Source organism: Streptomyces sp. rh34, from assembly GCF_002551245.1.
GTDB lineage: Bacteria > Actinomycetota > Actinomycetes > Streptomycetales > Streptomycetaceae > Streptomyces.
In genome coordinates this window covers 1-19,942 of the sequence record NZ_NTGZ01000064.1, presented here as the reverse complement: position 1 = coordinate 19,942, position 19,942 = coordinate 1, and the positions used below count along the sequence as shown (strand labels likewise).

The window sequence follows — 19,942 nt, the reverse complement described above, 5'->3', positions numbered from 1 at the left end:
CACCCGTGCGCACCGCCGTTTCCCGTCCGGTCAGCTCCCGGTCGCGCTCTTCGTCGCCGTACCGCTTCCGGCCGCCGGGCCGGTGACCTTGCGGTCGGCCGACCGCAGCACCCCGGCGCCCAGCACCAGGCCGAAGGCCAGCGCCGTCACCACGCCGAACGACACCATCAGCGAGGTGGCCTCGGCCAGCGAACCGATCGCGGAGGGAGCGATCAGGCTGGAGGTGTACGTGATGGTGGCGACGCCCGCGATGGCCTGGCTCGGGTTCGGCCCGCTGCGCCCCGCCGCCGCGAAGGCCAGCGGGACCACGACCGCCACGCCGAGGCCCAGCAGGGCGAAGCCGCACATCGCGGCCGCGGGAGAGGGTGAGAACACGACCAGCAGCCCGCCCGCGGTGGCCATCAGGCCGCCGGTGCGCACCGTGCGGACCGCGCCGAACCGGTCGACGATCCGGTCCCCGGCGATCCGGGCTATCGCCATCGTCAGAGTGAACGCGGTGGTGGACGCGGCGGCGAGACCGTCCGAGCTGTCCAGGACGTCCCGCAGGTAGACCGCCGACCAGTCCAGGCTCGCGCCCTCCGCGAACACCGCGCAGAACCCGATCGCCCCGATGATCAGGGCCGACTTCGGCGGCAGCGTGAAACGCGGCGGCGGCTCCTCGTCCGGGCGGCTCTGGAGATCGAGGACGCCCCGGCAGGCGATCAGCCCCAGGGCCGTGAGCGCCATGGCCGCGATGGCGTGGTGCAGACGGGCATCGGTCGCGGTGTGCGCGGCGACGGTGCCCGCCGCCGAGCCGATCAGCGCTCCCACGCTCCACATGCCGTGCAGACCCGACATGATCGACTTGTCGAGACGGTTCTCCACCTCGATGCCCAGGGCGTTCATCGCCACGTCGGACATCCCGGCCGTCGCCCCGTAGACGAACAGCGCCGCGCACAGCGTGACCAGGCTCGGCGCGAGCGCGGGCAGGATCAGCGCCAGCGTCCACAGGGCCAGCAGCCACCGCAGGGCGGTCCGCGCGCCGAACCGGTGGCTGATCCGGCCGGCGAGCGGCATCGCGATCGACGCGCCGATCGCCGGGAAGGCCAGCGCCAGGCCGAGCTGGCCCGCGCTCACTCCGGCGTGATCCTGGATCCATGGCACCCGGGTCGCGAAACTGCCGGTCACCGCCCCGTGGACGGTGAAGACCGCGGCGATGGCGATCCGCGCCCGCTTCACCTGTTCCGTGCTGTAGACCGTGACGGTCGAGTCGTTCGTCATGCCGTCGTGTCCCTCCCCTGGGAATGCTCGGATGCCGGCGGTCCCGGCGCTCGTGTGCGACGATGCGGGCCGTAAACTATCAGGAACCCTGCCTGATAAATAGTCGTTACTTCGCGGCCTCGGAGAACGGCGGGGCAGCGATCTGGAAGGATCCCGCTATGCCCGCATCACCGAGCACGGCTCGGGCCATCAACGACCGGCTCGCCCTGCGGCTGCTCCAGCAGGACGGGCCCCTGACGGCCACCCAGCTCAAGACGCTGACCGGACTCTCCCGCCCCACCGTCGCCGACCTCGTCGAGCGGCTCCAGGGGGCCGGGCTGATCCAGGTCGTGGGCGAGTCCGGGGCCGTGCGCCGCGGACCCAACGCCCGGCTGTACGGGATCGTCGCCGACCGGGCCCATCTCGCGGCGCTCGACGTGCGCCTCGGAAGCGTCGGCGTGGTCGTCACCGATCTGCTGGGGGCCACGCTCGCCGAGGGCTCCCTGCCCATCGGCGGCGATACCGGCACCGAGCCCGCCGTCGAGCGGGCCGTCGCCCTGCTGGAGCGCACCGCCCGGGCGGCCGGGTCCGTCCCCCTGCACAGCGTCGGGGTCGGAGCGCCGGGACTGATCGACCCCGTCACCGGCGAACTGCGCGACAGCACCGGCCTGCCCGCCTGGCACCGGGGCCTGGTCCGGGAGCTCCAGCGGCGGCTGCCCGCCACCGTCCTGGTGGAGAACGAGACCAACCTCGCCGCCGTCGCGGAACACCGGGCAGGCGCCGCCCGCGACCGGGAGACCTTCGTCCTGCTCTGGCTCGGCCAGGGGATCGGGGCCGCCGTCATGCTGGACGGCAAGCTGCGTCAGGGGGCGTCCGGCGGTGCGGGGGAGATCGGTTTCCTCCCCGTCCCCGGAGTGAGGGGGCTGCCCTCGGCGGTCGACTGCGACGGCGGTTTCCACTCCCTGGCCGGCTCCGCCGCCCTGTGCGAACTCGCCGCCGCGCACGGCCTCGTGGACCCCGGCGCGGTGACCGACGGCCGGGAGGAGGCGGCGGCCGTGGCCGCGGTGCGGACCGCGCTGGAGGCGGGGGAGGCCGGCGAACCCTTCCTGAAGGAGCTGGCGGACCGCCTCGCCCTCGGCGCCGCCGCCGTCGTCTCGGTGCTCGACCCCGGCTGCGTCCTGCTCGCGGGGGCCGTCGGCCACGCGGGCGGCGCCGCGCTCGCCGACCGGGTCGAAAGGCGGCTGGCCGCGATGTCACCCCTGCGGACCGAGGTCCGTGCCGGTTCGCTGGGCGACGGGGCCGTGCTGCGCGGTGCGCTGATCACCGCCCGGGACGCTGCGCAGGACGCGCTGTTCGCCCCGGAGGGCTGAACCGGCCGGCCACAGCTCCGCGTAGGCGCCGGCGGACCGGTCCGGCTCAGGCCGGGTGGCGGTGGCGGTGGCGGCGGTCGAGGAACTCCTCGAACGTCACGGTTCCCACGGCGTGTCCGGGCGTCAGGTGGTCGCCGCGACGGTAGCCCGCGTACGCCTGACCGGCCAGCCGGACCGGCACCACCCGCCGCTTGCGTCCGGTGGCCCGCAGGAACGCCCCGGCCAGGTCCGTGAACGCGCGGACCTCGGGTCCGCCCAGGTCGGGCACCCGGCCCGCCGGTCCGCCCAGCGCCAGGGCCGCCAGCCGGTCGGCGACCTCACCGCTGTCGACCGGCTGGACCCGGACACCGGAGGGCACCGGCAGCACGGGCAGCTTCGCCGCGCCGGACAGGACGCGCAGGACCAGATCGTGGAACTGGGTGGTCCGCAGGATCGTCGAGCCGAGCCCGGAGTCCTCGATCATCCGCTCCACCCGGCGCTTGACCGTGTAGTAGCCCAGCGGCAGCCGGTCCACGCCCACGATCGAGATGTAGAGCAGATGGGGCGTCCCGGCCCGCTCCGCGGCGTCGATGAGGAATCCCGCCGCCCGGTCGTCGCCGCCGCGCGGGGTGGTGGCGCAGTGGACGATCACGTCCGCACCCTCGACCGCCGCGTCCAGACCCTTGCCGTCGCGCAGATCGACGGCGTACGAGGGGGAGCGGCGGCTGAGAGCGCGGACGTCGGCCCCCGCGGTGCGCAGCCGCTCCGCGACCTGCCGGCCGAGGGTTCCGGTGGCGCCGGTGACCAGAATCGTCGTCATGGTGCCAGCCTGCCAGAACGGGGCCCGGCCCGCCGGAAGAAGGGGCCCGGCGCCTGTCGGACCGCCCCGGCAACGCCCCCGGCCCCGGCGGTGGACGCCGGGGCCGGGGACGCCGGGGCCGGTCGCCCGGCGGTGAACGGGGGGTGGATCCGTTCGCCACCGGACGGTCGGAGAAGGGGTCAGCAGGCGCCGAGGTCCTTCCAGGCGCCCCACTGGCCGGTGGATCCGGGCGTCTCGCCCTTCGTCCACCACGAGGCCTTCCACTGGTGGCCGCCGTGGCTGACGGTGGAGCCGCCGCCGTACTCGGTGGCCGCGTTCCAGGCCGGGGCCGTGCAGCTGCCGCCCGGCTGCGTCGGGGTCGGGGTCGGGGTCGGCGTCGGGCCGGTCGGGTCCGGCGTCGGGGTCGGCGTGGGGTTGGTTCCGGTGCCGGGCTCGACCACGGTGGTGCCCCGCGCCAGGTCACCGGCGAGGGAGTAGGACTTCCCGCCGAAGGTCACGGTCCAGTTCGACGGCGTGGAGGTCGGCAGGTAGTAGACGAAGTCCAGCTCCACCGACGCGCCGGGGGCCAGCGTCTGCCAGGCCGGGAGCTTCAGCGAGACGCGGTTGTAGTCGCCCTTGAGGCCGCCGATGTTGTTGGCCGCCGTGTGGTCGCTGCGGATGATCGTCGTGCCGAAGCCGGACTGGTCCTTGGCGTTGGCCGGGGCGGAGGTGGAGTAGTCGAACTGGAACTCCGTACCGCCGGGCAGCGTGGCCTTGGTCCGGTTGGTGATCTTCAGCTTGGGGCTGATCGGGTAGTTGGAGTCGCCCAGCGGGAACTGTCCGAAGGAGACGTCGATGTTCACGGCCTGGGTGGGAAGGTCGATCGTGGAGCGCTTCGCGCCGTACGGGGTCGCCGACTTGAAGGCGTCGTACATCGCGGTGGTCAGCGACGAGCCGGTCTCGTACTGGCCCTTGGCCGCGTTCCACCGGTAGTCGCCCGCCAGCTCCCAGATCATCGTGCCGCCGATGCCCTTGTCCACGACGTAGTCGGCCTTGGCCTTCACCGACTGCTCGTCCTCGGTGGAGAGGAACACCTTCTTCTGGGCGTTCCACAGCCACGGGGCGACCAGCGTGGAGTCGTACTTGCGGACGTAGGCGCCGGTCAGCTGGGTGTTCGCGGGGAAGCCGTAGTCGGTGACGTAGTCGCCGACGATGCCCTTCTCCAGGTTCTTCGCGTGCCACATCGGGTTGGAACCGGCAGGCGATTCCTTGCCGTTGGTGTCCTTGTCGTGCCAGAGGTTGTCGATCCCGACCGCGCCGTCACCGCACTTGGTCAGCCCCGCGCCCGCCGGGCAGTCGGTCGTGGCCGCCCTGCCCCACAGGCCGTCGGTGCCGCCCTGCACGTTCTTGAAGCCCCGCGTGTAGTACGGCAGGCCGATGTTGATCCGGCCGGCCGGCATCGAGCCGCGGAAGTAGTGGTAGGCCCAGTCGGTGTTGAGGTAGCCGGTGCCGCCGTACTGCGCGGTGGAGTACACGCTCGCCTGCGCCAGTTCGGCGTCCTTGCCGTCGTCGAACAGGGAGGCGTTCGGGCCGACGTACTCGTTCCAGGCGCCGTGCAGGTCGTAGGACATGATGTTGACGTAGTCCAGGTATTTCTGCATCTGGTACGTCTCCATGCCCCGCAGCAGGTAGCCGGAGGAGGGGGCGGCGACGGTCAGCAGGTAGTGCTTGCCGTCGGCGGCGCCCGCGCGGTCGAGCTTCTCGCGCAGCGTCTTCATCAGGGCGTCGTAGCCCTTGACCAGCCCGGCGCGACGGCCGTTGGACAGCGTGTGGTCCAGCGGGTTGCCCGCGTCCTTCATGGTCGTCGCGTACTCGTAGTCGATGTCGACGCCGTTGAAGCCGTACTTCTTGATGAAGTCGACGGCCGAGTCCGCGAAGGTGTTGATACCCGCCTGGTTGACCGACCCGTCGGCGTTGGTCGCCATCGAGTAGAAGCCGCCCGAGTCGACGCGCTTGCCGTCGGGGCCGAAGTAGCCGCCGGTCTCGGCCCAACCGCCCACGGAGACCAGGGTCTTCACATTCGGGTGCTGCTTCTTGTACTTCGTCAGCAGGTTGAAGTGCCCCTTGTAGGGGAGCGCCGGGTCCATCTCCGCACCCGCGACACCGGGCCAGGTCATACCGGTGGAGGCGTTGTCGGCGCTGTCGGGGCCGACCGAGAGCTTGTTGGAGCCGTCGACGTGCGCGAAGGCGTAGTTGAGGTGCGTGACCTTGTCCCACGGGATGTCCGGGACCAGGTAGGCGTCCTTGCCGTCCTTGCCGGTACGCCAGTTGGTGAAGTAGCCGATCACGCGGCGCTTGTGGTCGGCGCCCATCTGCTCGCGGCCGTCGGCGTCGTAGACGGAGCAGTAGGGGACGTCGACGCCGGGGGTCTGGTAAAGCCCGTCGGGGCGACAGGAGGTCTGGTCGGCGGCGGCCGACGGACCTGCGGACAGTGAGCTCATCAGCAGTCCGGCGACGGCGGCGCCGGCGGCGAGCAGGGTGGCTCTCGCTCGGGTGGGGGACAGCATGTGGTCGTTCCTCCTGGGGAGGTCGGCAGAACACAACTGGCAAAAGGGGGTGGGTCGTGTCGGGGTCCTGGTGTGCGCACACCGCCGGACCGAACCTCGGAGGTGACGCAGAGATTAAGAGGACTAGACCAGTGCGTCAATAGGTCTGGACCTTCAGGCGTCAACTTTCCCGACGGCCCCCCGATGACTACGTTGTCGACTTCTCGCCGACGGAAACGCGCCAGGTTTCCTGTGACCCAGCCCACAGCGCTCACCCGCATGGCCGTGAGGCGTCCGTGGCAGACTGGTTCCGTACCAGTAGCAGCGCACTCCGGGGTCGGTGCAATTCCGAACCGGCGGTTATAGTCCGCGACCCGTCCGCAGCCAGCGGCCGGTTGACCAGGTGAGATTCCTGGACCGACGGTGAAAGTCCGGATGGGAGGCAGTGCGCGGCGGGTTGTCATCGGTACGCCGCCGTCGGCGGACGCATGGCCGGGAGTCTCCCGTGACGCCGTGCGTTCCTGGCGTTCCCGTTCTCGGGTTTTTGGCGTTTCCGCTGGTGAGCCGCTCTATCTGTCGTCATCGACAGGCCCCGGAGTCCGTGCCCGAAGAGGCAGGAGGACCCGGTGGACACCGCAGCCGACATCACCGCCATGCGCCGAGCGATCATGCTCGCGGCGCGCGGTCTCGGCTCCACCAGCCCCAATCCGGTCGTCGGATGTGTGATCACCGACGCCGCCGGAGCCGTCGTCGGCGAAGGCTTCCACCAGCGCGCCGGAGGGCCGCACGCCGAGGTCCACGCCCTGCGCGCGGCCGGCGGACGGGCCCGCGGCTCCACCGCCTACGTCACCCTCGAACCCTGCGACCACACCGGCCGCACCGGCCCGTGCTCCCAGGCCCTCCTGGCCGCCGGGATCAGCCGCGTCGTGTACGCGGTCGCCGACCCGAACCCGGGGGCCGCGGGCGGCGGCGACACCCTGCGCCGCGCCGGGGTCCGGGCCGAGCAGGGCCTCCTCGCGGAGGAGGCCGAGGCCGGCAACGCCGCCTGGCTGACCTCGGTGCGCCTCGGGCGGCCGTACGTCCTGTGGAAGTACGCCGCCACCCTCGACGGCCGGATCGCCGCCGCCGACGCCACCAGTCGCTGGATCACCTCGCCCGAGGCCCGCGCCGACGTCCACCGCCTGCGCGCCGAGGCCGACGCCGTGCTCGTGGGCTCCGGCACCGCCCGCACCGACGACCCCCAGTTGGCGGTACGCGGCATCGACGGCGTCACCCAGCCGCTGCGGGTCGTCGTCGACACGAACGCCACCGCGGTGAAGCCCGGCGCCCGGGTCCTGGACGACACCGCGCCCACCCTGGTCGCTGTCGCCGACGACGCCCCCGCCGGTCACCTTCCCGGGGCCGCCGTCCTGCGCCTGCCCCGTGCGGCCGCCGGCCCCGGCCTGGACCTCGACGCCCTCCTCGCCGCCCTGCACGAGCGCGGCGTCCTCTCCGTACTCCTCGAAGGCGGCCCCACCCTCGCCGGCGCGTTCGTCGCCGCCGGGACGGTCGACAAGGTCGTCGGCTATCTCGCCCCGGTGCTCCTCGGCGCGGGCCCCGCCGCCCTCGCCGACGCCGGAATCTCCACGATCGCCGAGGCGTTGCGCCTCGATGTGACCGAGACCGTGCCGATCGGACCCGATCTGCGTATCACCGCCGTCCCCGCCCCTGCTCGGAAGGGAAACTGAGTGTTCACCGGAATTGTCGAAGAACTGGGTGAGGTCACCGCCGTCGAGCAGCTGGCGGACGCCTCCCGCTTCCGGCTGCGCGGCCCCGTCGTCACGGAAGGCGCCCGGCACGGCGACTCCATCGCGGTGAACGGCGTCTGCCTCACCGTCGTGGACACCGCCGACGGCGAGTTCACCGCCGACGTGATGGCCGAGACGCTGAAGCGCTCCAGCCTCGGCGCGCTCACCACCGGCTCCCGGGTCAACCTGGAACGCCCGATGGCGCTCGGCGGCCGCCTCGGCGGACACATCGTCCAGGGCCACGTGGACGGCACCGGCACCATCGTGGAGCGCACCCCCTCCGAGCACTGGGAGCTCGTCAAGGTCTCCCTGCCGCCCGAGCTGACCCGGTACGTCGTGGAGAAGGGCTCCATCACCGTCGACGGCGTGAGCCTGACCGTCGTGGACGCCGAGACCGATCACTTCACCATCAGCCTCATCCCCACCACCCTCGCCCTGACCACGCTCGGCCGCAAGCAGCCCGGCGACCCGGTCAACCTGGAGGTGGACGTCCTCGCCAAGTACGTCGAGCGGCTGCTCGGCGACCGGGCCGGACAGGACCCGCGATGAACCTCGCGAACTGGCTCAACTCCGAGGCCTTCACCGTGTTCGGCCAGCACATCAAGTGGTCGGACATGATCGGCAACATCGTCGGCCTGATCGCCCTGGCCCTCGGCTGGCGGCGCTCGATCTGGACCTGGCCCGCCCAGCTCCTCTCCGGCGTGATCCTGCTCGTCGCCTTCGCCTCCGCGCACCTCTCCGGCAGCGCCGGCAAGCAACTGGTCGTCATCGTCGTCGCCCTGTGGGGCTGGTGGTCCTGGAACCGCGGCAGGCAGCAGGCCCAGGACGGCTCCATCGCCGTCCGCTTCGCCACCTGGCGCGAGCGCGGCGTGCTGATCGGCGCCGCCGCCCTCGGAACCCTCGCCGTCGGCGGCCTGTTCACCGCCTTCCCGTCGCTGTCCTGGGACCCGTGGCCGGACGCGTACATCTTCGTCGGCACCGTCGTCGCGATGTACGCCCAGGCCCGCGGCATGGTCGAGTTCTGGTTCGCCTGGCTGCTCGTCGACCTCGTCGGCGTCCCGCTGAACTTCGCCAACGGGTTCGCTTTCTCCGGCTTCGTCTACGTCATTTACGGCGCCCTCGTCCTGTGGGGGATGCGCGACTGGTGGCTGCGTACGCGGACACCCGCTCTGGAAGGAGCCACGGCATGACTGCCCAGCCCACCTGGCTGCACCCCGGCCACGAACCGCTCCCCGAGAACCTCTCCCTGGACCCGGTCGAGCAGGCCGTCCGCGACATCGCCGCCGGCCGGCCCGTCGTCGTCGTGGACGACGAGGACCGCGAGAACGAGGGCGACCTCGTCATCGCCGCCGAGAAGGCCACCCCGGAGATCGTCGCCTTCATGATGAGCGAGTGCCGCGGTCTGATCTGCGCGCCCATGGAGGGCGACGAGCTGGAACGCCTCGACCTCCCGCAGATGGTCGAGCACAACACCGAGTCGATGCGGACCGCGTTCACCGTCTCCGTCGACGCCTCCGCCGAGCACGGCGTCACCACCGGCATCTCCGCCGCCGACCGCGCCACCACCCTGCGCATGCTCGCGGGCGGCGTCGCGGGCCCCGGCGACTTCGTCCGGCCCGGCCACATCTTCCCGCTGCGCGCCCGCTCCGGCGGCGTACTCGTCCGCAACGGCCACACCGAGGCCGCCGTCGACCTCGCCCGGCTCGCCGGGCTCCGCCCCGCCGGGGCCATCGTCGAGATCGCGGGCGAGGACGGCGTCATGCTCCGGCTGCCCGAGCTGATCCCCTTCGCCCGCAAGCACGGCCTGACGATCATCTCCATCGAGGACCTGATCGCCTACCGCCGCAGCAACGAGCCGACCGTCCGCCGCGAGGCCGAGACCCGCCTGCCCACCGCGTTCGGCGACTTCACCGCGTACGGCTACCGCTCCAGCGTCGACGGCGTCGAGCACGTCGCCCTGGTCCACGGCGCCATCGGCGACGGCGAGGACGTCCTCGTCCGGATCCACTCCGAGTGCCTGACCGGCGACATCTTCCAGTCCCAGCGCTGCGACTGCGGCCCGCAGCTGCACGCCTCCATGCGGCGCATCACCGAGCAGGGCCGGGGCGTCGTCGTCTACCTGCGCGGCCACGAGGGACGCGGCATCGGCCTGCTCTCCAAGCTGCGCGCGTACGAACTCCAGGAGCGCGGCGTGGACACCCTCGACGCCAACCTGGAGCTCGGCCTGCCCGCCGACGCCCGCGACTACGCGGCGGGCGCCCAGATCCTCGCGGACCTCGGCGTGCGCAGCCTGCGGCTGATGACCAACAACCCCGACAAGACCGCGGCCGTCGTCCGCCACGGCCTCGCCGTCACCGGCCGGGAACCCATGCCCGTCCAGGCCGGCGAGCACAACCTGCGCTACCTGCGCACCAAGCGCGACCGCATGGGCCACGACCTGCCCTGGCTGGACGGCGCCCCCGCGTCGACCTGCGCCAACCAGTAACGCGAACACCAACACCACGTAACCAGCATCAGGAGAGACATGAGCGGCAAGGGTGCACCCGAACTGTCCGTACGCAACTGCGGTGACCTGCGCGTGGCCGTGATCGCGGCCCAGTGGCACGAGAAGGTCATGGACGGACTCGTCGACGGCGCCCTGCGCGCCCTGCGCGAGCTGGGCATCGACGAGCCGACCCTGCTCCGCGTCCCGGGCAGCTTCGAGCTGCCCGTCGTCGCCAAGGTGCTCGCCGGACGCGGCTACGACGCGATCGTCGCCCTCGGCGTGGTCATCCGGGGCGGCACCCCCCACTTCGAGTACGTCTCCCAGGGCGTCACCCTCGGCCTCACCCAGGTCACCGTCGACACCGGTGTTCCCGTCGGCTTCGGCGTACTGACCTGCGACACCGAGGAGCAGGCGCTGGATCGGGCCGGCCTCGAAGGGTCCAACGAGGACAAGGGGCACGAAGCGGTCACCGCCGCTGTGGCCACCGCGGCCACGCTGCGCACCGTCAGCGAACCCTGGCGCTGAGTGGGCTCCGGCGACCCCGTATTCTGAGGACCATCATGGCTGACAAAACCTTCGAAGAGCTCTTCGCCGAGCTCCAGCTCAAGGCCGCCGAGGGCGACCCCGCGACCTCCCGCACCGCCGAACTGGTGGGCAAGGGCGTGCATGCCATCGGCAAGAAGGTCGTCGAGGAGGCCGCCGAGGTCTGGATGGCCGCCGAGTACGAGGGCAAGGAAGCCGCCGCCGAGGAGATCTCCCAGCTGCTGTACCACGTCCAAGTGATGATGGTCGCCCGCGGGATCTCGCTCGACGACGTCTACGCCCATCTCTGAGCCGACCTCCCCGCCGTTCCCCCGGGCCCGCCCGGGGCGACACCACCGCGAAACGCCCGCACACTCCCACCGCACGAAGGAAGCCGACCTCATGCTGCGCATCGCCGTTCCCAACAAGGGTTCACTCTCCGGGCCTGCGATGGCGATGCTCCATGAGGCCGGCTACCAGCAGCGCAAGGAGTCGAAGGAACTGGTCCTGGTCGACCCCGAGAACGAGGTCGAGTTCTTCTACCTCCGGCCCCGCGACATCGCGATCTACGTCAGCTCCGGCAAGCTCGACATCGGCATCACCGGCCGCGACCTGCTGCTGGACTCCGGGGCCGACTCCGAGGAGATCCTCCAGCTCGGCTTCGCCCGCTCCACCTTCCGCTACGCCACCAAGCCCGGCACCGCCGCGGGCCCGCAGGACTTCGACGGCATGACGATCGCCACCTCCTACGAGGGCATCGTCGCCGCCCACCTCGCCGGGGCGGGCGTCAAGGCCTCCGTCGTCCACCTCGACGGCGCGGTCGAGACCGCCATCGAGCTGGGCGTCGCCCAGATCATCGCCGACGTGGTGGAGACGGGCACCAGCCTGCGCAACGCCGGGCTCGAAGTGATCGGCGAGCCGATCATGACCTCCGAGGCCGTCGTCATCCGCCGCAACGGCGCCCCCGCCGACGACCCCAAGGTGCAGCAGTTCCTCCGCCGCCTCCAGGGCGTCCTGGTCGCCCGGTCCTACGTGATGATGGACTACGACTGCCGCGTCGAGCACCTGGAGCGCGCCGTCGCCCTCACTCCGGGCCTGGAGTCGCCGACCATCTCCCCGCTGCACCACGAGGGCTGGGTCGCCGTCCGCTCCATGGTCGCCGCCAAGGAAGCCCAGCGGATCATGGACGACCTGTACGAGCTCGGCGCCCGCGCCATCCTCACCACGGCCATCCACGCCTGCCGCCTCTGACGGCCCCGGCCGGCCCGCCCCCTCCGAGAGAAGACCCCGATGTCCGCGTCCAGGCCCGAACAGCCCACCCTGCCGGTCACCTTCCGGCCCACCCTCACCCGGGTGGTCCTGATGAGCACGGGCCTGGCGATGTTCCTCGTCATCACCGTCATCGCGCTGATGCTGGAGCGGCTGACCCCGGGGGAGCGGATCACCTTCGTCTTCGTCGCGGCACTCTTCTTCGGCGTCCTGGCCCTGCTCAGCAGGCCCAGGGTCACCGCCGACGACGCCGGGGTCACGGTCGTCAACCTCACCCTGACCCGCAGGCTGGCGTGGGAGGAGATCCTCCGCGTCAACCTGCGCTCCGGTGACCCCTGGGTCTACCTCGACCTCAGCGACGGCACGAGCCTGCCCGCCCTCGGCATCCAGCCCGGCCTGGCCAAGCAGCAGGCCATCCGCGACGCCCGCGCCCTGCGCTCCCTCGCCGAGGCGCACGGATCCGGGAGCGACGACACCCCGGGCAGCGGCTGAGCCCTGCCCGGTGCGGGGCCTTCTTGTCTACTCTGGTGGGCGGCGGCGCCCCGCGCGCCCCGCCCCGCCCGTTCCACGGCCCCGACCCGGGCCCGCGGGGCTCTTCCTGCGACCCGAGGAGTGACTCCCTCCAGCAATGGACGGATCGTCCGGTAGTACCTGCGCCGCCCCTTCCCCGGAGGCGGCGGCCTCATGACCACCCCCCTGCTGCTCCTCGGAGCGGCCTTTCTCCTCATCCTCGCCAACGGCTTCTTCGTGGCGGCCGAGTTCGGGCTCGTCACCGTGGAGAAGCCCGACGCCGAACGCGCCGCCGCCGAAGGCGACCGACGGGCCCGTACCGTCGTCGAAGCCCTGCGCGAACTCTCCTTCCAGCTCTCCGGCACCCAGCTCGGCATCACCCTCACCTCCCTGGTGGTGGGCATGCTCGCCGAGCCGGCCCTCGCCCGGCTGCTCGCCGGACCCCTTACCGCCACCGGACTTCCCGCGGGGGCCGTACCGGGCGTCGGCGTCGTCGTCGGGATGCTCCTGGCGTCGGCCGTGCAGATGGTCGTCGGCGAACTCGTGCCCAAGAACTGGGCGGTCTCCCGGCCGCTCCAGGTGGCCCGCTTCGTCGCCGGACCGCAGGCCCGTTTCGCGGCCCTCCTGCGGCCCGTGATCACTCTGCTGAACGCGCTGGCCAACCGGCTGGTGCGGCTTCTGGGCGTCGAGCCCACCGCCGAACTGGCCTCCGCCCGCACCCCGGGCGAGCTGGTCTCCCTGGCCCGGCACTCCGCCGAGGCCGGAGCCCTGGAGCAGGACACCGCCGACCTCTTCGTCCGGACCCTCGCGCTGGCCGGCCTCACCGCCCAGCACGTCATGACCCCCCGGGTGAAGGTCAGCGCTCTGCACTCCACCGCCACCGCCGAGGACGTCCTCAACCTCACCCGCGCCACCGGCCTCTCCCGCTTCCCCGTCTACCGGGACCGCATCGACGAGGTCATCGGCATGGTCCACCTCAAGGACGCCCTCGCCGTCCCCGCACCCGACCGCCTGCGCACCCCGGCCGGACGGATCGCCGTCCCCCCGCTCCTGGTGCCCGGGACGCTGCCGGTGGAGGCTCTGCTGCGGCGGCTGCGCCACGAACAGCCGATAGCCGTGGTCGTCGACGAGTACGGCGGCACCGCCGGCGTCGTCACCCTGGAGGACATCATCGAGGAGCTCGTCGGCGAGGTCCGCGACGAGCACGACGCCGAGGGCGCGGGCCGCCCCGAGCTGACCGCCGCCGCCGGCGAGGACGGCCGCCCGGTGTGGGACGCCGAGGGCAGCTGCCGGGTCCACACCCTGCGCCGCAGCGGACTCGATGTGCCCGAGGGGCCGTACGAGACCGTCGCCGGGCTCGTCGCCGGCCTGCTGGGCCGCATCCCCGCCCCCGGTGACCGGGCCGAACTCCCCGGCTGGCGGATCTCCGTCCGCCAGGTCGGCCACAACCGCGCCGAACGGGTCCGTTTCACCCGGGCGACCGACCCGCTGCCGGACAGGGCCGCACCGGCGCTGCTGGAGGCCGTGCGATGAGCATGCTCCAACTCCTCCTCGCCGCTCTCCTCGTGCTGGCGAACGGCTTCTTCGTCGGCGCCGAGTTCGCCCTCGTCTCCGTACGCCGCAGCCAGATCGAACCACTGGCCGCACAGGGCTCCGGCCGGGCCCGCACGGTCCTGCACGGCCTGGAGAACCTGCCGCAGATGATGGCCGCCGCCCAGTTCGGCATCACCGTCTGCTCCCTCACCCTCGGAGCCGTCGCCGAGCCGACGCTCGCCCATCTCCTGGAGCCGGTCTTCCACGCGGCGCACGTTCCCGACGGGCTCGTCCACCCCCTCGGCTTCGCCCTCGCGCTCCTGTCGGTGGTCGTCCTGCACCTGGTCATCGGCGAGATGGTCCCGAAGAACCTCGCGATGGCGGCGCCCGAGCGGACCGCACTGTGGCTGAGCCCCGGTCTGGTCGCCTTCGCCCGGCTCTGCCGCCCGGTCACCACCGCGCTGGGCGCCTGCGCCGGACTGGTGCTGCGGCTGTTCGGCGTCGAGCCGAAGGACGAGGTGGAGGCCGTCTTCACCAGCGAGCAGCTCAACCGGCTCGTGGAGGACTCCGGACAGGCCGGCCTCCTCGGACCGGAGGCGGCGACGCGCCTGGAGGACGCCCTCGAACTGGGCAGCAGGCCCGTCGCCGACGTCCTGCTGGAGCGGGCTGGGCTGGTCACGGTCGACCCGTCGGTGACCCCGCGCCGGATCGAGGCGCTGACGGTGCGCACCGGCTACTCCCGCTTCCCGGTCTGCGCGGACGGCGGGGGCCCCTTCCTGGGCTACCTCCACGTCAAGGACGTCCTGGAGCTGGAGGACGCCGACCGCGCGGTCCCGCAGCAGATCTGGCGCCCGATGGCGACCGTACGGGCCGAACTCCCGCTGGACGACGCCCTGACCGTGATGCGCCGTGCCGCGACGCACCTGGCGCAGGTCGCGGACGCCTCGGGCCGGATCCTCGGCCTGGTCGCCATGGAGGACGTCCTGGAGACGCTGGTGGGGGAGGTGCGCGACCCGGCCCACCGGACGGTCTCGGTACCCCGCCGCACGGTGGACGCGCCGAAGGCGCCGGAGTGCCCCGCGCCCGGGGCCCTCGTGCACTGACGAACGGCCGCGCCGGGAGCCAACGCCCCCGGCGCGGCGTCACACCGAGCCCGGCTCCTGCTTGCCCCGGCCCACCGGACCGCGCCCCGACAGCACCTCGCCGTACGCCTGCATCAGGTCCGGGAGCCGCAGCGTCGACAGGTCCTGACGGGTCAGCTCGCCCGGGTAGCCGGAGAGCCGCAGATCGCGGTAGGCACAGCTCTTCTCGTACAGCGTCCGCAGGAAACGGCCGTTGCCCAGCTCGTCGATCCAGCCCTGGTCCACCACATGGCCGCTGATCGAGCGCAGCTCGTCCACCGCCTCCTCGTCCCACACGTCGTCGTTCTCGGCGGCCAGCACGCTCCCGATCGCGGTGAGTTCGAGCGGCCGGTAGCTGGGGAAGTCGACCCGGCTGGTGAAGCGGGAGGAGAGCCCCGGGTTCGTGGCGAGCAGCCGGTCCATGCCCTCCGGGTAACCCGCGAGGATGACGACGAGATGGTCCCGGTTGTCCTCGGCCCGCTTGAGGAGGACCTGGAGCGCCTCGTCGCCGTACGCGTCGCCCTTGCTGTAGCCGGAGTTGGCCAGGCTGTACGCCTCGTCGACGAACAGCACCCCGCCCAGGGCCGAGTCGATGAGCTCATTGGCCTTCACCGCCGTCTGCCCCAGGAACTCCCCGACCAGATCGGAGCGTTGGGCCTCGACCAGATGGTCGCCGCCGAGCAGCCCGAGCGCGTAGAAGACCCGGCCCAGGATGCGCGCCACGGTGGTCTTGCCGGTGCCGGAGGGACCGGAGAAGACGAAGTGACGCTTCGGCGGCTGGACGGGGAGCCCCTGCTCGGCCCGCAGCCGGGCCATGTTCAACTGCGCCGAGAGCGCCTTGACCTGCCGCTTGACCGGTTCGAGACCGACCATGCGCTCCAGCTGCGCCAGCGCGTCGGCGAGCAGGGCGGGATCGCTCGGCCCGGCCGGGAAGGGCGGCGGCTTCCGGGTCTTGGTGCGGCGGGCGCCCTCGACGGGGGCGGGCGGGCCGGGGACCGGGGCGTCACCGAGCAGCCCCGCGTCGCTCACCGGCCAGGACTCGCGCCCGTCCACCAGATCGGTGCCGAGCAGCGCGTCGCCCTCCGGCTGCGCACCCGCCCCCGATCCGCCCGAACCGAAACCGGTCAGGGTCACGGCGGCCAGATCCGCCGACTCGTCGTACCCGTCGCCCTCTACGAGCGCGGCGAGCCGGGCGGAGGTGTCCATGAAGGCCGGGTCGACCCGGTGCACCGCCCGGTACAGCGGCAGGGCGGCCGCGCTGCGCCCGGTGCCCTCGTGGGCCCGCGCCAGCCAGTAGCGCAGCTCCTTGCGCTGCGGCTGTTCGCTGCGGCAGCGCATCAGCGCCGCCGACAGCAGGGGCTCCGCCTGCCCGAACATCTCCAGCCGCACCCGCGCCATCCCGCCGAACAGACCCGCCTCGATGCCCAGCATCGGATCGTCGACGAGCTGCTCGGTGCAGCGCACCAACTGCTCCCAGTCCTTGACCAGATAGGACCGGCAGGCGTGCAGGAACCGCACCTGCGGATCCGCGTCCACCGGCGGAAGCCCCGCCAACGCCCGGTCCAGCTCCGGCACATGACGTCCGTCCAGCCAGTGCGAGGCGTGCGCCAGCAGCAGATCGCGCTGGCTCTCCAGCACCGGCTGCACCCACCAGCCCAGCCAGTACCAGGAGTTGAGTGTGCGTCGGTGGCGCGCGCGCTGTTCGCCGAAGCGGTCGCGGTGCCGGTACATGCGTAACAGGGCCGTGGTGGTGTCGATGCGCAGCGCGTGGAGGCCGAGCCAGCCGTCCGCCATGCCCGGATCGAACCGCACCGCGGCTCTGAACTCCTCCTCGGCCTGCGGGTAGGCGCCCATCGTGTAGGCGTCCACGCCACGCAGCCAGGCGAGGTCGGCAGGGGCGCCAGCGCCCTGTGTGCCGATGTCCATCAGGTCCCCCACAAACCGTGCCCCCAGGATGTCCCGCCCGCACAGCATGCCCACCGGAGCGTGCTGAATCACGGCGTGGAGGAAGGGAATTGACCACACCGAGGTGCATCGTACCCGCGCACGGGGAGACGACCGCTCGACGGTCGGCCTCCGCGGTGGTGACCCAGGGTGAGTGAATCGCTCTGCGTGGTCGCCGGGGCGGCGGTGGGGGTGCAGGGCGAAGCCCCCGGTCACGGGGGAACAACCGGGGGCTTCGCGTCCATGGGGGCTTCGAAAAGCCGCACAATGAGAACGTAAGACCAGTAAGGCCCCTCGGTCAAGCAGAGTTGGGGCACTTCCGGGCCGATTTCCGACTGCTCAGTATGGCGGGGCCTCATGGCTACCGTGCGTGACGGTTCGGTTCGATCCCGCTGTCGCACGGGGCCCCGCCAGCCACGCGTACCCCTCAGGCAACTGGCGTACCAGAGTGTCGGCGTAGGGCCGTGAGGGATCTTCGGCGAAATGCCGTCCCTCGGCGCGAGTCCACCCGTCCCAGAACCCGGTGAGCCCGGTGCCGTCCCGCCGCCGGCCCCGCTCCCAGGACGTGTCCCGGTCCACCTCCATCCAGCACAGCGCCGCCAGCCACGGGCGCACCTGACGGCGTCCCGCGCCGACCCCCTCCACCAGCACCACCGGAGCCGGCTCCAGGGCCCGTGCCGGGCCGAAGCGGCGCTCCGTCCAGTCGTAGGGGGCGTAGCGGGCGCTCTCGCCGCGCGACAGGGGCAGGAGCACCTGCTCCCGCAGCCGCCCCGTCCAGCCGAGCAGCTCCTCGTGCGTGGCGAGGTCGTCCAGATGGAGGACCGGCGCACCGCCCAGCGCCGCCGCGAGGCGGGCGGCGAAGGTGCTCTTGCCCGAACCGGCGTGCCCGTCGACCGCGACGAGCCGCACCGGCCCGCAGGACGGGGGCAGCGAGGAGAGATCATCGGCGTGGCGGGCCAGGTCGTCCATGGCTCCAGGGTACGTTCCGGCACGAAAGCGCCCGGGGTCCACCGCAGGTCACGCCAGTGGTCCAGACCCATATTGGTGGAGCGGCGGCTGCCGAACCGCTGGTCCGATCCGGCCCGGAACCGGGATAGTTGGCGCACCGCACGGCACCCGCAGACCATTCCGCACCCGACCGGGGGTCACGACCATGACCAGTCCGACTTCGCGCAGAACCGTTCTGACCGCCGCGCTCGCCGCCGCGGCAGCCGCCGGCACGGTGGGCTCCGCCCCGTCCGCGTCCGCCGCCCCGACCTCGCCCGCCGGCCCCTCCGTCGCCCCGGGGGCTCTCGTGGACAACCGTTTCTGGCACACCTACACCGACTGGCGCTGCGGCACGGGCGACGGAACCCGGGTGCTTCCGGGGCCCCGGCCCGGCGTGGTGATCGCCGCCCCGGCCGGCCGGACCGACTACACCGACCCGCACACCGGCAGGACGGCTGCCTGGGACTACGCCACCTGGACCTCCCCCGTGCACCGCTCCGCCGTCCCCGCCACCGAGGTGATCGCCTCCTGGAACGCCCGCACCCCGGCGGGCACCTGGATCCAGGTCGAGCTGAGCGGCGTCTACGCGGACGGCACCGCGACGCCCTGGTTCGTGATGGGCCGTTGGGCGGCGGACGACGGCGACATCCGCCGCACGTCCCTCGACGGCCAGGGCGACCCGTACAGCTCCGTGTGGACGGACACCTTCTCGGTGGACGACCCGGCGAGCGGCGTCCGCCTGATCTCCTACCGGCTGCGGCTCACGCTGTACCGCACCCCGGGCAGCCGCCTCACCCCGACCGTCTGGCGGGTCGGCGCGATGGCCTCCGACGTCCCCGACCGCTTCACCGTGCCCGCGAGCACCCCCGCGCTCGCCCGCGAACTGCCCGTGCCCCGCTACTCGCAGAACATCCACATCGGGCAGTACCCGGAGTACGACAACGGCGGCGAGGCATGGTGCAGCCCCACCTCCTCGCAGATGATCATCGAGTACTGGGGACGCCGCCCGACGGCGGAGGACCTGGCCTGGGTCAAGCCCGGCCTGCCCGACCCCCAGGTCTGCCACGCCGCCCGCCAGACCTACGACCACCAGTACGAGGGCTGCGGAAACTGGCCGTTCAACGCCGCCTACGCCGCCACGTACCGCGACCTGAACGCCGTCGTCACCCGGCTCGGCTCGCTCACCGACGTGGAGCGGCTGATCCGCGTCGGCATTCCTGTCATCACCTCCCAGTCCTTCCGGGAGGAGGAACTGACCGGCGCCGGATACGGGACGGCCGGCCACCTGATGACGGTCATCGGCTTCACCCCCGAGGGCGACGTCATCGCCAACGATCCCGCGTCCCCCGACAACGACGCGGTACGCCGGGTGTACCGGCGGCGCGAGTTCGAGAACATCTGGCTGCGGACGAAGCGCTACGACGCCGGTGGCCGGGTCAGAAGCGGCACGGGCGGGGTGTGTTACGTCTACTGGCCGACCCGGACGCCACCGGGCCGGCACCGCGTGCTGCGGTCGCTCGGCCTGCTGTGAGGATGTGCGCCCCACAGCGGTCCCCGAGGACGCCGTCGTCCCCCGTATGCGGAACGCGGCCCGGGCCCGCGGTATCGACGCGCCCGACCGAACGCCACGACCACCACGCGGCACGTCGCCGATGGCGAGGAATCCACCCTGTTCCTGCCGCCCTCCGACCCGGCCGGGTGCCGGGGCGCTTGCCGCCGCGAGTAGACGCGGGCGCCGGTCGCGTGTGAAGGCGGATCCTCCGGGCGCGGGCCGGCGCCGAGGCCCACCTCTGGTGCCCGGACCCCGCCCGAGCCCGGGCCCGGTGTGGCGTCTGTCTCTTATACACATCT

Annotated in this window: 17 protein-coding genes and 1 riboswitch; of the genes, 12 read left to right on the top strand and 5 right to left on the bottom strand. The window is 72.4% G+C overall.

Annotated elements, in window-relative coordinates:
• Window positions 1–30: 30 nt before the first annotated feature.
• Window positions 31–1,260, bottom strand: a complete 1,230-nt coding sequence (locus CR470_RS14845; protein WP_097868069.1) for an MFS transporter — start codon at window positions 1,258–1,260, stop codon at window positions 31–33.
• 158 nt (window positions 1,261–1,418) lie between these two features.
• Here CR470_RS14845 and CR470_RS14840 point away from each other — a divergent pair, with 158 nt between their 5' ends.
• Complete coding sequence (locus tag CR470_RS14840) at window positions 1,419–2,609, top strand: ROK family transcriptional regulator (protein ID WP_097868068.1); 1,191 nt, start codon at window positions 1,419–1,421, stop codon at window positions 2,607–2,609.
• Between the two features lie 46 nt (window positions 2,610–2,655).
• Here CR470_RS14840 and CR470_RS14835 read toward each other — a convergent pair whose 3' ends face one another.
• Entirely contained in the window at window positions 2,656–3,408 is a 753-nt protein-coding gene (locus CR470_RS14835; protein ID WP_097868067.1) for an SDR family oxidoreductase, read from the bottom strand.
• 179 nt (window positions 3,409–3,587) lie between these two features.
• Window positions 3,588–5,954 carry a chitinase C-terminal domain-containing protein gene (locus tag CR470_RS14830; protein WP_097868066.1) on the bottom strand — a complete coding sequence of 789 codons (2,367 nt, stop codon included), beginning with the start codon at window positions 5,952–5,954 and terminating at the stop codon, window positions 3,588–3,590.
• A 301-nt stretch (window positions 5,955–6,255) separates the two neighbouring features.
• Window positions 6,256–6,386: riboswitch (FMN riboswitch) on the top strand.
• Between the two features lie 173 nt (window positions 6,387–6,559).
• On the opposite strand from CR470_RS14830, the gene ribD reads away from it, so the two are divergent.
• The 10 genes from ribD to CR470_RS14780 all read left to right on the top strand — a co-directional run bounded on the left by ribD (window position 6,560) and on the right by CR470_RS14780 (window position 15,142).
• A complete protein-coding gene (gene ribD, locus CR470_RS14825; protein WP_097868065.1) occupies window positions 6,560–7,660 on the top strand; it encodes a bifunctional diaminohydroxyphosphoribosylaminopyrimidine deaminase/5-amino-6-(5-phosphoribosylamino)uracil reductase RibD in 1,101 nt (366 codons plus the stop codon).
• Entirely contained in the window at window positions 7,661–8,269 is a 609-nt protein-coding gene (locus CR470_RS14820; RefSeq protein WP_097868064.1) for a riboflavin synthase, read from the top strand.
• On the top strand, window positions 8,266–8,910 hold the full coding sequence (locus tag CR470_RS14815) for a nicotinamide mononucleotide transporter family protein (protein ID WP_097868063.1): 645 nt from the start codon (window positions 8,266–8,268) through the stop codon (window positions 8,908–8,910). Before CR470_RS14820 ends, CR470_RS14815 begins: the two co-directional genes overlap by 4 nt.
• Window positions 8,907–10,205, top strand: a complete 1,299-nt coding sequence (locus CR470_RS14810; RefSeq protein WP_097868062.1) for a bifunctional 3,4-dihydroxy-2-butanone-4-phosphate synthase/GTP cyclohydrolase II — start codon at window positions 8,907–8,909, stop codon at window positions 10,203–10,205. Before CR470_RS14815 ends, CR470_RS14810 begins: the two co-directional genes overlap by 4 nt.
• A 39-nt stretch (window positions 10,206–10,244) precedes the next feature.
• Window positions 10,245–10,730: a 6,7-dimethyl-8-ribityllumazine synthase gene (gene ribH, locus CR470_RS14805; protein ID WP_007453188.1), complete on the top strand. Its 486-nt coding sequence runs from the start codon at window positions 10,245–10,247 to the stop codon at window positions 10,728–10,730.
• A gap of 35 nt (window positions 10,731–10,765) precedes the next feature.
• The gene (locus CR470_RS14800; RefSeq protein WP_097868061.1) at window positions 10,766–11,038 is read left to right on the top strand and encodes a phosphoribosyl-ATP diphosphatase; all 273 of its coding nucleotides are present in this window, start codon (window positions 10,766–10,768) and stop codon (window positions 11,036–11,038) included.
• A 91-nt stretch (window positions 11,039–11,129) separates the two neighbouring features.
• The gene (gene hisG, locus CR470_RS14795) at window positions 11,130–11,978 is read left to right on the top strand and encodes an ATP phosphoribosyltransferase (RefSeq protein WP_097868060.1); all 849 of its coding nucleotides are present in this window, start codon (window positions 11,130–11,132) and stop codon (window positions 11,976–11,978) included.
• 39 nt (window positions 11,979–12,017) lie between these two features.
• Window positions 12,018–12,488 (top strand): PH domain-containing protein, encoded by a 471-nt coding sequence (locus CR470_RS14790; protein WP_097868059.1) that lies wholly within the window; start codon window positions 12,018–12,020, stop codon window positions 12,486–12,488.
• 192 nt (window positions 12,489–12,680) lie between these two features.
• Entirely contained in the window at window positions 12,681–14,039 is a 1,359-nt protein-coding gene (locus CR470_RS14785; protein ID WP_097868058.1) for a hemolysin family protein, read from the top strand.
• A complete protein-coding gene (locus tag CR470_RS14780) occupies window positions 14,036–15,142 on the top strand; it encodes a hemolysin family protein (RefSeq protein WP_097868057.1) in 1,107 nt (368 codons plus the stop codon). The genes CR470_RS14785 and CR470_RS14780 overlap by 4 nt, the downstream gene beginning before the upstream one ends.
• A gap of 39 nt (window positions 15,143–15,181) precedes the next feature.
• Here the strand turns inward: CR470_RS14780 and CR470_RS14775 are convergent, their stop codons facing one another.
• Window positions 15,182–17,086, bottom strand: coding sequence for an AAA family ATPase (locus CR470_RS14775; RefSeq protein ID WP_097868056.1), 1,905 nt, complete (start codon window positions 17,084–17,086; stop codon window positions 15,182–15,184).
• A 357-nt stretch (window positions 17,087–17,443) separates the two neighbouring features.
• Window positions 17,444–18,073 (bottom strand): uridine kinase family protein, encoded by a 630-nt coding sequence (locus CR470_RS14770; protein ID WP_097868055.1) that lies wholly within the window; start codon window positions 18,071–18,073, stop codon window positions 17,444–17,446.
• Window positions 18,074–18,257: 184 nt separating this feature from the next.
• Here CR470_RS14770 and CR470_RS14765 point away from each other — a divergent pair, with 184 nt between their 5' ends.
• Window positions 18,258–19,622, top strand: coding sequence for a peptidase C39 family protein (locus CR470_RS14765; protein WP_097868054.1), 1,365 nt, complete (start codon window positions 18,258–18,260; stop codon window positions 19,620–19,622).
• Window positions 19,623–19,942: the final 320 nt, after the last annotated feature.

What these genes read in the sequence shown, in the direction of transcription:
- CR470_RS14845 (WP_097868069.1), bottom strand. Translation starts at nt 1,260, where the DNA reads ATGACGAACGACTCGACCGTCACGGTCTACAGCACGGAACAGGTGAAG.
- CR470_RS14840 (WP_097868068.1), top strand. Translation starts at nt 1,419, where the DNA reads ATGCCCGCATCACCGAGCACGGCTCGGGCCATCAACGACCGGCTCGCC.
- CR470_RS14835 (WP_097868067.1), bottom strand. Translation starts at nt 3,408, where the DNA reads ATGACGACGATTCTGGTCACCGGCGCCACCGGAACCCTCGGCCGGCAG.
- CR470_RS14830 (WP_097868066.1), bottom strand. Translation starts at nt 5,954, where the DNA reads ATGCTGTCCCCCACCCGAGCGAGAGCCACCCTGCTCGCCGCCGGCGCC.
- CR470_RS14815 (WP_097868063.1), top strand. Translation starts at nt 8,266, where the DNA reads ATGAACCTCGCGAACTGGCTCAACTCCGAGGCCTTCACCGTGTTCGGC.
- CR470_RS14810 (WP_097868062.1), top strand. Translation starts at nt 8,907, where the DNA reads ATGACTGCCCAGCCCACCTGGCTGCACCCCGGCCACGAACCGCTCCCC.
- ribH (WP_007453188.1), top strand. Translation starts at nt 10,245, where the DNA reads ATGAGCGGCAAGGGTGCACCCGAACTGTCCGTACGCAACTGCGGTGAC.
- CR470_RS14800 (WP_097868061.1), top strand. Translation starts at nt 10,766, where the DNA reads ATGGCTGACAAAACCTTCGAAGAGCTCTTCGCCGAGCTCCAGCTCAAG.
- hisG (WP_097868060.1), top strand. Translation starts at nt 11,130, where the DNA reads ATGCTGCGCATCGCCGTTCCCAACAAGGGTTCACTCTCCGGGCCTGCG.
- CR470_RS14790 (WP_097868059.1), top strand. Translation starts at nt 12,018, where the DNA reads ATGTCCGCGTCCAGGCCCGAACAGCCCACCCTGCCGGTCACCTTCCGG.
- CR470_RS14785 (WP_097868058.1), top strand. Translation starts at nt 12,681, where the DNA reads ATGACCACCCCCCTGCTGCTCCTCGGAGCGGCCTTTCTCCTCATCCTC.
- CR470_RS14780 (WP_097868057.1), top strand. Translation starts at nt 14,036, where the DNA reads ATGAGCATGCTCCAACTCCTCCTCGCCGCTCTCCTCGTGCTGGCGAAC.
- CR470_RS14775 (WP_097868056.1), bottom strand. Translation starts at nt 17,086, where the DNA reads ATGGACATCGGCACACAGGGCGCTGGCGCCCCTGCCGACCTCGCCTGG.
- CR470_RS14770 (WP_097868055.1), bottom strand. Translation starts at nt 18,073, where the DNA reads ATGGACGACCTGGCCCGCCACGCCGATGATCTCTCCTCGCTGCCCCCG.
- CR470_RS14765 (WP_097868054.1), top strand. Translation starts at nt 18,258, where the DNA reads ATGACCAGTCCGACTTCGCGCAGAACCGTTCTGACCGCCGCGCTCGCC.